Raw genomic sequence first — 13,016 nt, 5'->3', positions numbered from 1 at the left:
CAGCTACGTCCGAGTCGCGGCGGTCTTGATCAAGGACCTGAGCGTCGAGGGGTCGATACCGCCCAGGATCCTGGCGCTCACCCGGCCCGTCGGATCGACGACGATCGTCGTCGGAGTGGCGCGGGATTGGGCAACGGAGTATTCCGTCACCTGACCGGCTCCCGTCGGCGTCAGATCTCCCTGCGACAGGCCCTGCGACGTGCACCCGGAGGCCACGAGCGCGACTGCGAGCCCGACCACCACCGCTATCGGGCCCCCACGACGTGTCATCACCATCGAATCCTAGAGGCGGAGTCACCCACCCAAGCCCACCCGGCTAGGTAGTCTCGCGTCATGGCAGCTGAGGAGCGACGCACGATCGACATGTCGTGCGATTACGGGGCGGACTGGCCCCTCTGGGCAGACGGCATGACCGACGGTGAGTCGCTCGGCCTCTCCCCGGCACTCGCGCAGAAGATCCTCGCCTGGAACGACTACTACCTGGCCCACGCGAGGCCGAACCAGTCGTGGCTCGTCTCGAAAGAGAGCGACGCCCGGTGGCTCGAAGAAGGCAGGCGCCTCAGTGAGCACCTTCGCGCCGAGCTTCGCGGCGTCGCCGACGTCACTTATTCGCAGCGGTGACCGTCGCCATCACCCGCACCGCCGGGTGAGTGTCCACGATCTGCTGATCGCAGGCCCCTGGCACTAGCCGATCGTGGACAGTCACCCGGCCGAGCGCGGCAAAGAGGCGGCTGCGCGGCTGGCCTCCAGCAGCACCGTGAGCTCATCGCGCACTCGTTCGAGCGTGGCGGGGTCGACCCCCAAAAGCTCGAGGATCCGGCCCGGCACCGCGAGCGCCCGCTCCCGCAGGGCCACCCCGGCCTCGGTCAGCGCGATGTCGAGCGACCGCTCGTCGGCAGAGTTGCGCGTTCGGGTCAGATACCCCTGAGCCTCGAGCCGCTTGAGGAGCGGCGACAGCGTCGCCGGGTCGAGCGACAGCTGCTCGCCGAGATCGCGCACGCGGAGCGGACTCGTCTGCCAGAGCGCCAGCATCACGAGGTACTGCGGGTGGGTCAGGGCGAGCGGTTCGAGCACCGGCCGGTAGAGCGCAATGACGCTTCGACTCGTGGCCGCGAGTGCGAAGCAGACCTGCCGGTCGAGGGCGAGGGGATCTTCCATGGCCCCACTTTAATGCGTACACTAACTATTTGTGGGCAAACCAGTACGCAACCGCAAACCAGTGCGACCGAGAGCCGCAACGCCATTCGACAAGGCCCCCGGCTTCATCGGGCGCCTCAACCGTTTCATGTACCCGATCGCCGGCCCTGCCTCGCTGGGCGCCGGCCATCCCGAAGATCCCTACGAGCCTCCGGCCGACCCACAGTGCCCGGTGTGCCACACGTCGCTCTCGACGCACGCGATCGACCGCGATCCGGTGACGAACCGCACGTTCCTGAACTGCCCGCGCTAGCCCGCGCTAGCGAGCTGTCGCGAGATGGCCTGACCTACGTCCATTCCCGCTAGACGCCGGAGATTCGGCCATCTCGTGGCCATCGCTCGCCGAGATCGCAGTCAACGTCGGATCGAGGCGACCGGAAGTGCGATCTCGGCGGAAGCTCGCCGCCCCGTGCACGCACGGGCCACACGTCAGACGAGCGTCATCCCCATCACGGTGCGGACGGGCAGGGCTCCCCCGGTGTCGTCGGGCCACTGCACCATGCCGATCTTCTCGGCCACGCGGCGGGATGCGACGTTCAGAGGGTGGATGATCGCGACCAGCACGTCAGACGCCAACTCCCCGGCGAGCGCCGCAGCGCGAGCGGCATCCCGGCAGGCCGCGGCCGCCTCGGTGGCATACCCGCGACCCTGCAACTCCGACCTGACGTGATAGCCGACTTCGAGCATCGGCACCCCGTTGACCTTCTGCCAGGTGAGTCCGCAGTCGCCGACGAACAGGCCGTCGACGGTCTCGAGGATCCACAGCCCGAACCCGTATTCGGCGTAGTTCCGCTCGTTCCACGCAATCCAGGCCGCAGCCTCGTCGCGGGTCTTCGGCGCCGGGTAGAACTCCATCACGCTCGGATCGCCGAGCAGCCCCGCCATCGCATCGAGATCGGCCGCGCTCATCGGGCGGAACCGGAGTCGCGGAGTCGGTGCGGGCAGCATGCCTCCACGGTATCGCGGGGTGTTCTCCGCGCACGCGGTCGCCGAGATCGCAGTTGACGTCGGATGCAGGCGACCACAAGTGCGATCTCGGCGGGGGCACTCAGCCCTGGCGTGCAGCACGCGACAGGGAGCAGAATCACTGCACCGGAACAGCGCTTCGACGACGAAGCAGGAGAGGGAGCCATGCCCGTCATCCAATCCACACACGACACCGACGCTCTGACGATGACCGTCGTCACGGAGTTCGGCGCGGCACCCGAGCGCGTGTGGGAGGTCTGGGCGGATCCTCGTCAGCTCGAACGCTGGTGGGGTCCGCCCACCTGGCCGGCCACTTTCGTCGAGCACGAGCTGACGACCGGTAGCCGCACGAGCTACTACATGACCGGCCCTGACGGCGATCGTGCCGCTGGCCTCTGGCTCATCACCGCGGTCGATGCCCCGCACCGGGTCGAACTCGACGACAGCTTCGCCGATGCCGACGGCAACCCCGACGAATCGATGCCGGTGTCGCACATGCGGATGACGCTCGACCCCGCGGCGAGCGGCACCCGCATGACGCTCGTCACCGAGTTCGCCAGCCGGGAGCAGCTCGATCAGCTGCTCGAAATGGGCATGGAGGAGGGCATGACGCTCGCGCTGGGGCAGATCGACGGGATCCTCGCCGAGTAGGCCGAGCGCACACCCGAGCGCAGGGTCGAGTGCACGGTCGAGCGCAGATCCCTCTAGCGGACTAAGCCGCGGCGGCGTTCATCAGCCAGGATGGACTGGAGCGACGACTGACCACGATCACCCGGGGGCGATGCATGCCGAGACGACTCAGCGAGCGGTTCACCACGCTCGAGTTCCGGGTCGACGCGATGGCCGCGGTCGTCATCATCGCTTTGAGCCTGGTGCCGTTCGGCCTGTTGCTGAACAGCCCGAGTGTCGCCTCGGTGCTCCTCGCCGCCGTCGCGGTCGCCCTGCGTCGGGTCTCTCCTCGCGTCGCCCTCGTCCTCGTCTGGCTGATGGCCGCCGTCCAGGTCTTCGGCAACGAACGCCCGACCGTGACGACCCTCGCGCTCGTGCTCGTCATCTACGCGTCGGCCAGCGTCGGCACCCGCAACGAGCTGATCGCGGGTCTCGTCTCGAGCGTGATCGGAGGCGGGATCGCATCCGTCTATCTCGCGAACACCGGCACACGCTTCGCTCTCCTCCTCTACGGCTCCCCCGGTCAGGCCGCGGCGACCCTCCTGGCCCCGATCGGCGTGCTCGGATTCGCGTGGCTGGCCGGACTGACCGTTCGCGCCTTCCGCTCCCGGCAAGACGAGTCGATCCTCCGCGTCCAGGCGCAGACCGAGACCGTGCAGGCCCTCGACCTCGCCGAAGGCGAGCGGCTGCGGGCTGCGATGGCGCGCGATGTGCACGACATCGTCGGGCACTCGCTGGCCGTGATCATCGCGCAGGCCGACTCGGTGCAATTTCTCGACGACACCGACCGCATTCGCCAGGTGACCTCGACGATCGCCGACACCGCTCGGCGTTCCCTCGGCGAAGTGCGGGAGGTCTTGAGCGGCACCAGCGCCGGATCCTCGGGTTCTGCCGCCGACGAGCCGCACGATCTCACCGCCATCATCGAGCAGGTCACCGCCGCCGGGGTCGTCGTCGACCACGTGACCCGCGGTACCGCCCGCGCACTCGAACCCGGACAGGCCCTGGTGTTGCGCCGCGTCGCCCAGGAGCTTCTGACCAACGCCCTCCGCCACGGGGCGCCCGGCATGCCGATCGCGTTCACCGAGCTGTGGCGGCGTGACGACGTCGTCCTCGAGGTGCACAACGCCGTGCTCGCCGAGGCCGACCGACCGACCCCGACGGGCGAGCTGCGACGGGCCGGGACGGGCGTCGCCGGAATGACGGCCCGCCTCGCGGCCATCGGCGGCACGCTCGAGGCGGAAGAGATCGACGGCACTTTCATGGCGCGCGCCCGGATCCCGGCCACGCAGCCCGTCTCACCATCGATGGCCAAGGAGGCCTGAGTGATCCGAATCGTCCTGGTCGACGACCAGCAACTCTTTCGCGGGGGCGTCCGCGTCGCCCTCGATGCGCAGACCGACATGGAGGTCGTGGGCGAGGCGTCGAACGGCCGCGAGGGTCTGCAGGTGATCGGCGAGACGCAACCCGACATCGTGCTGCTCGACATGCGGATGCCCGTGATGGATGGCGTCGAGACGGTCCAGGCGCTCTTCGGGCCGAATGGGCCGGCCACCCCGCCGCGCGTGATCGTGCTCACCACCTTCGCGCTCGACGCCGCCGCCGCGACCGCCATCCGCAACGGCGCCAGCGGATTCCTGCTCAAAGACAGCACGCCGGCCTTCCTGACCGCCGCCATCCGCGCGGTGCACGCCGGCAGTGCCGTGCTCGCGCCCGACGAACTCGGGCAGCTGTTCAGCGCCGATGTGAGCGCGGCGCCGACTCCCGCGGCCGTGCCGGCGCCGCTCGAGTTCCAGTCGCTGACCACCCGCGAGCGCGCCATCTTCACGCTTGCGGCCCGGGGGCTGTCGAACTCCGAGATCGCGGCCCACGAATACGTCAGCGAATCGACGGTCAAGAGCCACATCTCGAGCGTGCTCGGCAAACTCAGCCTGCGCGACCGGGTGCAGCTCGTCGTCTACGCGCACGACAACCAGCTGCTGTAGGCCGGCCGGGCCGGGTCGGGTCGGGGTGGGGTCGGGCCGCCGAGATCGCACTAGTGGTCGCCGCACCCCGACCCCAAGTGCGATCTCGGCGCGACGGGCGGGCTAGCCGCGTCGCCAGAAGAAGGGGAAGCGGCGTCGGTTGCGGGTGGGCGCCGCATGCGCGGCGGGGGTGGGAGCAGCGGCGGGAGCAGCGGCAGGCTCCGGGTCCGCGGCCGGTGCAGGGGCAGAAACTGGCGCAGCAGCAGCAGCAGGGGCAGGGGCAACCGCAGGATCCGCGGCAACCGCCGCCGGCACCGACGCCGCCGCCGCACCCTGTGCCTCTCTCCACCGAGCCTCGGCCGCCCGATAGTCGTCGAGCCCGGCGATCTGCTCCAGGTGCCGCAGCGACCGTGCCCGCATCGGTGCCTGCACGGGAATGAGGTTGCCTTCGTCGTCCGGAACATCGGCGAGCAGCCGCTGAATCGCCGCGCTCGGCGTGAGCCCCTCGGCGAAAGCGGCTGCCAACTCGTGCACCCACGGGTGCGTGGCGATCAGCGTGCGGCCGTCGGCCTCGCGCGCGCCCTCTTCGAACACGTTGGGCACATGCCACGAAGCGCCTGAGGCGTCGTCCCACCACAGCCAGCCGAGCACGACCCGGTCGCGCTCCCAGGCGACGTAGAAGACCGGCACGCTCTCGTCGACGGTGCGGGCGAACGACGGCCCAGGATCCGGCGCGACCGCGATCGGAGCGACCCCGACAGGCGGCTCATCGCTGCTCTGCCCGGCCGTGGGCTCAGCGCCGCGCTCGGGCTCGACCCCGAGCAGATAGGGGTGGAACGGGAGGTCGTTCGTGTCGTCGATCACCGGGTCGATTATGCCGGGACCGTCTGACTTCCTGCTCCGGTGGCGTAGCTCAGACTCCAGCGGCCGGCCCGAGGCGCGTTGCCCGTTGCGCGTCGCCACGGGCGCGTCGCCCGGAGTCGGCGGGTGTTCTTAGGGGTGGGCGGGTGCTCCAGCACCCGCCGACACCCAAAAACACCCGCCCATTCGGCGCAGCGCCGGAAAACACCCGCCCACTCGGCGCACCGCCGGGAAACACCCGCCCACCCCGCGCAACACCGAGCGCGCCCAAAGCACCGCACGGCAGAGTGGACGCATGAGCACGCCCACCCCCACCACCCCTCGCCCTCGCCCTCGTGGCACGCAGCACGTCTTCGTCGTCGAGCGATCCGAGCGGCTGAGCCCGCACCTGGTGCGCATCCACCTCGGCGGCGACGCCTTCGAGGCGTTCATCGCCGGCGCCTCCCCCGACAAGATCCGCGCGACCGACAAGTACGTCAAGTTCCTGTTCGCGCAGCCCGGCTCCGGCCTCGAACCTCCCTACGATCTCGAGGCCCTGCGGGAGCGGCTCGATCCGGCCGATCTGCCCGTGCGCCGCACCTACACCGTCCGATCTGTCGACGAGGCGGCGCGCACCATCGCCGTCGACTTCGTGGTGCACGGCGACGAGGGAGTCGCCGGTCCCTGGGCGGCAGCTGCGCAACCGGGTGATCGTGTGGCTCTCTCGGGCCCCGGCGGGCTGTATTTTCCCGACGAGGATCCGGCGACGACGCACGTCTTCCTCGGCGACGATTCCGCTCTTCCCGCCGTCGCGGCCGCCCTCGAGGCTCTCGCCGCGACCGTGCCCGACGCCCGCGGAACCGCCCTCATCGAAGTCGATACAGCAGCCGACGAATTGCCGCTGACCGCCCCGGCGGGGGTGGCGGTCCGGTGGCTGCACCGCGATGGCGACGCGACCCCGGGCGAGCCGCTCGTCGCGGCGACCACGGAGCTCGCGGCGACCACGGAGCTCGCGGCGACCACGCAACTCGCGGCGACCGCGGGCCAAGTGCGGGTGTTCGCGCACGGCGAGAGGTCGGCGATGAAGGCGATCCGTCGGATCCTCGTCGACGATTGGGCGCTCGACCGGAGCGACTTCTCGCTCTCGGCCTACTGGGCCCTGGGCCGCGCCGAAGATCGATTCCAGGCGGAGAAGCGCGAGCCCATCGGCGCCCTGGAGTAGGCCGCCGCCGGGGCGCTTGCAAATTCGAAGGAAAAACCTCGGCACGCGAGCACGAACATCAGGATCCGGCGGGGTCACCCACCACAATCTCCTTCAAATTTGCAGCAGCCCCCGCCGCCGCAGCCCCGACCCGCTACAGGCCGGTCCGGCGCGGCCCGGGAGCGGGGCGCTTCAGCTGCCTCCCCACGAGCAGCCCGAGCCCGGCGATCATCGACAGCAGGCCGATGCCGATCGCGACGCCCGTTCCGGCGCTTCCGGTAAAGGCGAGGGCGCTGACCACGCTGGCTGCCACAGGGGTCGCTGCCGCGCGGATGGCTGCCGCGACCACGGTCGGGTAGGTCACCCGGATGATCGCCGCGACCGTGACCGCGTCGGTGTCGGTCACTCGGTAGTGCACCGCTGCCACACCGTGGAAGTTGTGTTCCGGCGTGAAGCTCACGACGCTGCCGCTGACCCGGAACGTCCCCTTGCCGTCGAGGGCGACGGTGTCGGTCGCCTTACCGGTCGCAGGGTCGATCAGGCCGATCGTCGACGGGTCGAACGTCGCACCCGAGGTCGCCTCGTCGTTGGCGAGCAGGTCGATGGTGGCCTTCACATTCGGCTTGCCCTCGACGGCGTCGTTCACCGCGTGCGCACCCGGGCTGACCGTGATGGTCGCCTTGGCCGTCGTCGTGAAGCCGTTCCGGTCGGTTGCCGTGTACGTGAACGAGTCCGTTCCGGTGAATCCGGCCTTCGGCACGTACGAGTACGAGCCGTCGCGGTTCACGGTCACGGAGCCGTGGCGCGGCGCCGACTTGAGGGCCGCGGTGAGACGGGAGCCGCTGTCGTCGGAGAGGAGCCCCTTGCCGGCGGCGACGGTGAGCGTGCGCCCGGCCGTGGTGGCCCCGGAGTCGGGGGTCGCGCGCGGGGTTACCGTGATGATGACGACTGCGGGATCCTGACAGGCGAAGCCATCGGCGTCGACCACCGTGTAGGTGAACGTCTCGACGCCCGAGAATCCGGCAGCCGGCGTGTAGGTCATGAGACCGGTCGGGCTCACTGTCGTGAGGCCGCCGTGGTCGGGCCGCGTCGTGCTCGTCACCGAGAGTTTCGAGCCCCAGTCGTTGCCGAGGAGTCCGCGCTTGCCGCCGATCACGATCTTCGTACCGGCCGACGTCTTCATCACGTCATTGGCGACCAAGGGAAGCACGCGGATCGTCACCGTACCGGTTCGGATCTGTCCGGCGTCGTCGGTGATCGTGTACGTGAAAGAGTCGAGGCCCGAGTAGTCCGGGGCCGGCTTGTACGTGTACGAGCCGTCGCGAGCTACGGTGACTTTTCCGTGCGTCGGGGGCGCGTCGAGGGTGGCGGTGAGGTTCGACCCGACGGTGTCGAGCAACAGACCCTTGGCCGCGTCGGTCGAGTAGCCCGTGCCGGCGTTCGTCGTCGATTCGTAGTTCGCGGCGCGGTCGCCGACCACGATGCGCACGAGGGCCGTGGTCGTCTGACCGGAACCGTCGGTCAACGTGTAGACGAACGAGTCGGTGCCCGAGAAGCCCGCCTTCGGCTGGAAGACGAAGGATCCATCGGACTGCTTCACGAGGGAGCCGCCCTTGGCCGTCGTCGTACCCGCGGTGACGCCGAGCCCGGTGCCGCGGTCGTTGCCGGTGAGGGCGATGACGGAGATCGGCAGTGCCGTGTCGGCGTCGGTCGAGAACCGGTCGTCGACGGCCACCGGGGTGACTGTCACCGTGATCGTGGCGGTCACGCTGTCGCCGTCCTTGTCGGCGATTGCATAGGGGAACGACTCGGTGCCCGAGAAGCCGATCGCAGGCGTGTAGTCGAAGGTGCCGTCCGCCGAGACCGTGACGGTTCCGTGCGGCGTGGTGACGACCGACCCGGGGAGGCCCTTCGTGCCGACGCCGGTGACCGTGATGGATTGGCCGCGGTCGTTGCCGAGGATCCCGGGAGCGTCAGACGAGATGCGCGTGCCCGCCGGCGTCCGGTAGCTGTCATTCGCCGCCAGGGGGTTCACCGTAATCGCGACGGTCGCCGTGGTGGGTGTCTTCGCGGCGTCGGTGAGCGTGTAGGTGAACGAGTCGGGGCCGGAGTAACCGGGTGCCGGGGTGTAGGTGAACGAGCCGTCACCGTTCACCGTGACGGTGCCGTGCGCGGGGGTGGCGGCGAGCGTCGTGGTGAGGCCGCTGCCAGAGTCGTTCACGGTCAGGCCGTCTCCCTTCGCGACGGTGAGCGGGGTCGCCGCAGTTGCGGTGTAGGCGTCGTTCTTCGCGACCGGGGCCACAGTGATCGTGACCGTCGCCGTGGAGGCCTGGTGTTCGGTGTCTTCGACCGTGTAGGTGAACGTCGCTTTGCCCGAGAAGCCGTCGGCGGGGGTGTAGGTGAGGGTGCCGTTGCCGTCCGAGGTGAGGGTGCCGGGCGATGCCGTGCTCGTGGTCGCCACGGGCGCGGTGAACGTAAAGCTGCCGAGTCCGGTTCCCCGGTCGTTGGCGAGCAGGTCGGCCGTGGCGATGGCCAGCGGGGTGCCGGCGAGCGCGCTCACGACGTCGTCTTTCGCCACCGGTGTGACGGTGACGCTGACGGTGCCGGTCGACTTCGTGCCCGAGCCGTCTTTCACCGTGTAGGTGAACGAGTCGGTGCCAGAGAAGGTCGAGCCGGGCGTGTAGGTGTACGAGCCGTCGCGAGACGGGTCGACGGCCAGGGTGCCGTGCTGAGGATCCGTCGTGCCGACGAGGGTGACGCTGCTTCCGGAGGTCTGCGACAGAAGCCCGTCGGCGGCGCCGACCTGGTCGACCGTGCCGGCCGCGACCGTGGTCACGAGGTCGCCCGCCGCGGGGGCGACGACGATGGTGGCCTTGGCCCCGCTCGTCTGTCCCGTCGCGTCGCCGATCGTGTAGTCGAAGGTGAACGAGCCGGAGAAGTTCGGCATCGGCGTGTAGGTGACCGTGCCCGCTTGCTTGTCGAAGGTCACGGTGCCCGCGGACGGGTCGGACGCGCCGGTGAGCACGAGGCCGGTGCCCCGGTCGTTGCCGAGGAAGTCGCTGGCGGGGATGACCGTGCTCGAGCCGCTGACGGCCTTCTCGGGCAGGGCGTCGTCGACGGCGACGGGCGTGACGGTGAAGGTGACGGTGGCGGGCGCCGAGACGTTGCCTGCCTTGTCGATCACCGTGTAGGTGAAGGAGTCGGGCCCCGACCAGCCGGCCGACGGGCGGTAGCTGACGGTGCCGTCGGAGTTGAGGCGGGCGATGCCGTGCTCGGGCGTCGACACCGAGGCGATGGCGAGCTCGCCGGGAACGCCGTGGTCGTTGGCGAGGAGCGTCGCGCCGGGCAGGATCGAGAGGCGTCCGGCGGACGGCGAGAAGGTCGACGGCGAAAGCGCGTCGTCGATGGCGGCCGGTACGACGGTGATCGTGACGGTTCCCGTCATCGACGTGGTGCCGTCGGTAGCCGTGTAGGTGAACGAGTCCTCGCCCGAGAAGCTCGCAGACGGCGTGTAGACATACGAGCCGTCGGGGTTCATCGACAGGTCGCCGTGCGAGGGGCCGTCACCGTCGGCGACACTCGCCGTGAGGTCGGTGCCCTCGGAGTCGGAGAGCACGCCATGCTCCTTGTCGACCGAGTCGGGAGTGCCCGAGATCGCGGTGGTCGACGTCGCCGACACCGCCGGCGTGATGGTGAACCGTGCCGTGGTAGATGCCGTGTCACCGGAGGAGTCGGAGAGCACGTAGTCGAACGACGCGCCGCCCGAGTAGCCCGAATCGGGGGTGAAGGTCACGGTGGCGCCGTCGGAGGAGAGCGAGACCGAGCCGTGCACAGCCGCGCGGACTGCGGTGATGGTCAGGCCGGATCCTCGGTCGTTTCCAAGGAGAACGGAGGAGTCGGTGGTGAACGCCGCCGCGCTTCCCGCAGTGACCGACGGCAGCGTGTCGGGGTTCGCGATCGGAGCGACGATGAGCGACGCGGTCGCCTGGGCGGTCTGCTGGCTCGAGTCGGTCACCGTGTAGGTGAAGGAGGCCGGGCCGGAGGTGCCGCGCGCCGGCACGTAGGTGAACTGCGTGCCGTCGCTCGACAGCGTCACGGTGCCCGAGGTCGCAGCGGAGATGCTCGTCACGGTGAGGCCCGTGCCGCGGTCATTGCCGAGGAGCACCGACACGGGGAAGGTCGTCGTCTGGCCGTAGGTGACGCTGCCGAGGTCGTCGGCGCCAGCCGTCGGAGCGACGGTGAGCGTGACGGTTCCGGTACCCCTCTGACCGGCTGAGTCGGTGGCCGTGTAGGTGAACGAGTCGGGGCCGGAGTAGCCGGAGTCGGGCGTGTAGGTGTACGAGCCGTCGGTGTTCAGCGTGAGCTGACCGTGCTGAGGGCCCGAGGCGAGAGCGGCCGTGAGGGCGTCTCCGCCGTCGTTAGCCAGGACGCCGTGCTGCGCATCGGCGACGAGCGCCGTGTTCGTGGTCGTGGCGGCCGTGTCGTCGGTGACCGAGGGGCCGACAACGATAGCGACGGTGGCCGTCGAGGTCTGCCCGGAGGTGTCGCGGACCGTGTAGGTGAACGTGTCTTTGCCGGTGAAGCCGTCGGCCGGCGTGTAGGTGAAGTGACCGGTCGCCCTGTCGAGCGAGACGGTGCCGTGCGACGGGTCGGTCGACGAGACGATGCTGATACCGGTGCCCTTGTCATTCGCGAGGATCACCGGGTCGCTCGAGGTGCCGTCGACGGTGACGGGGGTGCCGGTCGCCGTCTTGTACGAGTCGGGCTGCGCGCTGGCGTGAACCGACTTCAGGGTGTTGGTGAAGACGCACGAGACATCGACGTCTTTGGCCGCCTTGGCGAGGGTGATGGAGGCGGTGCGGCCGGATCCTTGGCCGTTCGGAAGCGTGTTTCCCGTCGACGCGTCGACGCAGCGGTAGGTGGTGTCGTAATCGACGAAGTCGCCGGTGTTCGGATCGACGGCGGTGCTGCCGGATGCGGTCTCGGTGGCCGTGTACGAGTTGCCCGCGACGATGAGCGAGGATCCGGCGGTCTCGGGCTGCAGACCGGGGCCCGTTCCCGCGGTGGTCGCCGTATTGCCGTACTGGATGTTGTCGCCGTCGATCTTGAGGGCGAACTGGTCGCCCGACTGCCAGCGCTGGTCGACCGAGGCCTGCGCCTGGATCGTGTCGGCGTAGTTGCACGAGGCGAGGTCGGTGGGCTGGTTGCCGTTCGCGATAGCGGTCGACGAGACCTGCTGGCCCGAGCTCGGGTCGATCTTGATGAGGTTCTTCGCACTCGAGACGTAGAGGTAGCCGTTGGTCGAGAAAGCGATGCCGGGGGTGTTCGTGCGGTCGGGAAGAGCTGTGACCTGCGAGGTGTGAATAGCGACGTCGCCGGCGGTGGTCGGCAGAACCGTGTTGGACCGGAGCACCTGGGCGCCCGAGGCGACGAACAGCGTGCCGCTGGTCGAGAAGGCGAAGTCGCCGTTGCCCTGCGTGGCCGCGTCGTTGACCACGACATCGGTGAGGTGACCCACCATGCCGATTGCGGTGTTGTTCGCCGTGTCGAAGGCGTAGACGGCGGGGTTACTCACGGCGCCCTGCGCGTAGTAGTAAATCTGCGTCTGCGGGTTGACCGCACCGCGAAGGGCTCGCTGCGGCACCGTCGCGGGGTAGCTGGTGATGTTCCCCGAGACCGCGTCGTAGCGCGAGACCGACCCGCCCGTCGGTGCCGTGGCGCTGTTCGTGGTGCCGTACGCGGCCGTGCCGTTCGCAGTGATCGCGAGAGCGTTGTTGGCACCCGTGAGGGTCGTGATATTCGTCGCCGTCGTCGAGCCGACATCGATCGACTGCATGTTGCCGTTGGTGTCGATCGAGTAGATCGTGTTCTGGTCGCACGACAGCGTCGAGGCGGCCTGGGCCGGGCTGAGTCGGCCGCCCTCGGTCATGCCGAGTCCGCCGAGCAGCACGACGGCGGCGATGGCCACAGGCTTCAGGATCCGACGGGAGAGGGGGCGGCGGGCAGCGTGAGTCGACATACGGGTTTCCTTGGGGAGGGGGTGCGCGGCCTGGGTTTCCGCTTCGCCGACGCCCCCTCTGATCAGGGGGCGCACCGGTTCTGTGAGAATCCTCTGACGCCCGCCACCCCGCGCCAACTCCCAGATCGGGTGCCCCTCGCGCGGGGGTAGTGTGTTGCAT

Annotated in this window: 11 protein-coding genes; 6 read left to right on the top strand and 5 right to left on the bottom strand. The window is 69.5% G+C overall.

Annotated features, from left to right (window positions below):
* Window positions 1-3 precede the first annotated feature (3 nt).
* Complete coding sequence (locus EDF39_RS05910) at window positions 4-273, bottom strand: hypothetical protein (protein ID WP_123941289.1); 270 nt, start codon at window positions 271-273, stop codon at window positions 4-6.
* A 60-nt stretch (window positions 274-333) separates the two neighbouring features.
* Between EDF39_RS05910 and EDF39_RS05905 the strand changes: the two genes are divergently transcribed.
* Window positions 334-621: a hypothetical protein gene (locus EDF39_RS05905; protein ID WP_123941287.1), complete on the top strand. Its 288-nt coding sequence runs from the start codon at window positions 334-336 to the stop codon at window positions 619-621.
* An 81-nt stretch (window positions 622-702) separates the two neighbouring features.
* On the opposite strand, the gene EDF39_RS05900 is transcribed toward EDF39_RS05905, so the two are convergent.
* Window positions 703-1,158 (bottom strand): MarR family winged helix-turn-helix transcriptional regulator, encoded by a 456-nt coding sequence (locus tag EDF39_RS05900; RefSeq protein ID WP_123941285.1) that lies wholly within the window; start codon window positions 1,156-1,158, stop codon window positions 703-705.
* A gap of 31 nt (window positions 1,159-1,189) precedes the next feature.
* On the opposite strand from EDF39_RS05900, the gene EDF39_RS17380 reads away from it, so the two are divergent.
* Complete coding sequence (locus EDF39_RS17380; protein WP_148089111.1) at window positions 1,190-1,450, top strand: hypothetical protein; 261 nt, start codon at window positions 1,190-1,192, stop codon at window positions 1,448-1,450.
* Between the two features lie 176 nt (window positions 1,451-1,626).
* Here the strand turns inward: EDF39_RS17380 and EDF39_RS05895 are convergent, their stop codons facing one another.
* Window positions 1,627-2,145: a GNAT family N-acetyltransferase gene (locus EDF39_RS05895; RefSeq protein WP_123941283.1), complete on the bottom strand. Its 519-nt coding sequence runs from the start codon at window positions 2,143-2,145 to the stop codon at window positions 1,627-1,629.
* 183 nt (window positions 2,146-2,328) lie between these two features.
* Between EDF39_RS05895 and EDF39_RS05890 the strand changes: the two genes are divergently transcribed.
* The 3 genes from EDF39_RS05890 (at window position 2,329) to EDF39_RS05880 (ending at window position 4,817) form a co-directional block, all read left to right on the top strand.
* Complete coding sequence (locus EDF39_RS05890) at window positions 2,329-2,814, top strand: SRPBCC domain-containing protein (RefSeq protein ID WP_123941281.1); 486 nt, start codon at window positions 2,329-2,331, stop codon at window positions 2,812-2,814.
* Window positions 2,815-2,948: 134 nt separating this feature from the next.
* The gene (locus EDF39_RS05885; RefSeq protein WP_055960474.1) at window positions 2,949-4,157 is read left to right on the top strand and encodes a sensor histidine kinase; all 1,209 of its coding nucleotides are present in this window, start codon (window positions 2,949-2,951) and stop codon (window positions 4,155-4,157) included.
* A complete protein-coding gene (locus EDF39_RS05880) occupies window positions 4,158-4,817 on the top strand; it encodes a response regulator transcription factor (RefSeq protein ID WP_055960476.1) in 660 nt (219 codons plus the stop codon).
* A gap of 102 nt (window positions 4,818-4,919) precedes the next feature.
* Here the strand turns inward: EDF39_RS05880 and EDF39_RS17600 are convergent, their stop codons facing one another.
* Window positions 4,920-5,660: a hypothetical protein gene (locus EDF39_RS17600; RefSeq protein WP_199726147.1), complete on the bottom strand. Its 741-nt coding sequence runs from the start codon at window positions 5,658-5,660 to the stop codon at window positions 4,920-4,922.
* Between the two features lie 292 nt (window positions 5,661-5,952).
* Here EDF39_RS17600 and EDF39_RS05870 point away from each other — a divergent pair, with 292 nt between their 5' ends.
* Complete coding sequence (locus tag EDF39_RS05870) at window positions 5,953-6,858, top strand: siderophore-interacting protein (RefSeq protein WP_123941279.1); 906 nt, start codon at window positions 5,953-5,955, stop codon at window positions 6,856-6,858.
* Window positions 6,859-6,991: 133 nt separating this feature from the next.
* Here the strand turns inward: EDF39_RS05870 and EDF39_RS05865 are convergent, their stop codons facing one another.
* Window positions 6,992-12,856 (bottom strand): S-layer family protein, encoded by a 5,865-nt coding sequence (locus EDF39_RS05865; RefSeq protein WP_123941277.1) that lies wholly within the window; start codon window positions 12,854-12,856, stop codon window positions 6,992-6,994.
* Window positions 12,857-13,016: the final 160 nt, after the last annotated feature.

Origin of the sequence: Frondihabitans sp. PhB161 (genome assembly GCF_003814635.1) — a bacterium.
Taxonomy (GTDB): Bacteria; Actinomycetota; Actinomycetes; order Actinomycetales; family Microbacteriaceae; genus Frondihabitans.
This window is presented reverse-complemented; position numbering and strand designations above follow the sequence as displayed.

Excerpts from the sequence above, each read along its gene's own strand:
- EDF39_RS05890 (WP_123941281.1), top strand. The coding sequence starts at position 2,329 with ATGCCCGTCATCCAATCCACACACGACACCGACGCTCTGACGATGACC.
- EDF39_RS05870 (WP_123941279.1), top strand. The coding sequence starts at position 5,953 with ATGAGCACGCCCACCCCCACCACCCCTCGCCCTCGCCCTCGTGGCACG.
- EDF39_RS05885 (WP_055960474.1), top strand. The coding sequence starts at position 2,949 with ATGCCGAGACGACTCAGCGAGCGGTTCACCACGCTCGAGTTCCGGGTC.
- EDF39_RS05895 (WP_123941283.1), bottom strand. The coding sequence starts at position 2,145 with ATGCTGCCCGCACCGACTCCGCGACTCCGGTTCCGCCCGATGAGCGCG.
- EDF39_RS05900 (WP_123941285.1), bottom strand. The coding sequence starts at position 1,158 with ATGGAAGATCCCCTCGCCCTCGACCGGCAGGTCTGCTTCGCACTCGCG.
- EDF39_RS05905 (WP_123941287.1), top strand. The coding sequence starts at position 334 with ATGGCAGCTGAGGAGCGACGCACGATCGACATGTCGTGCGATTACGGG.
- EDF39_RS05865 (WP_123941277.1), bottom strand. The coding sequence starts at position 12,856 with ATGTCGACTCACGCTGCCCGCCGCCCCCTCTCCCGTCGGATCCTGAAG.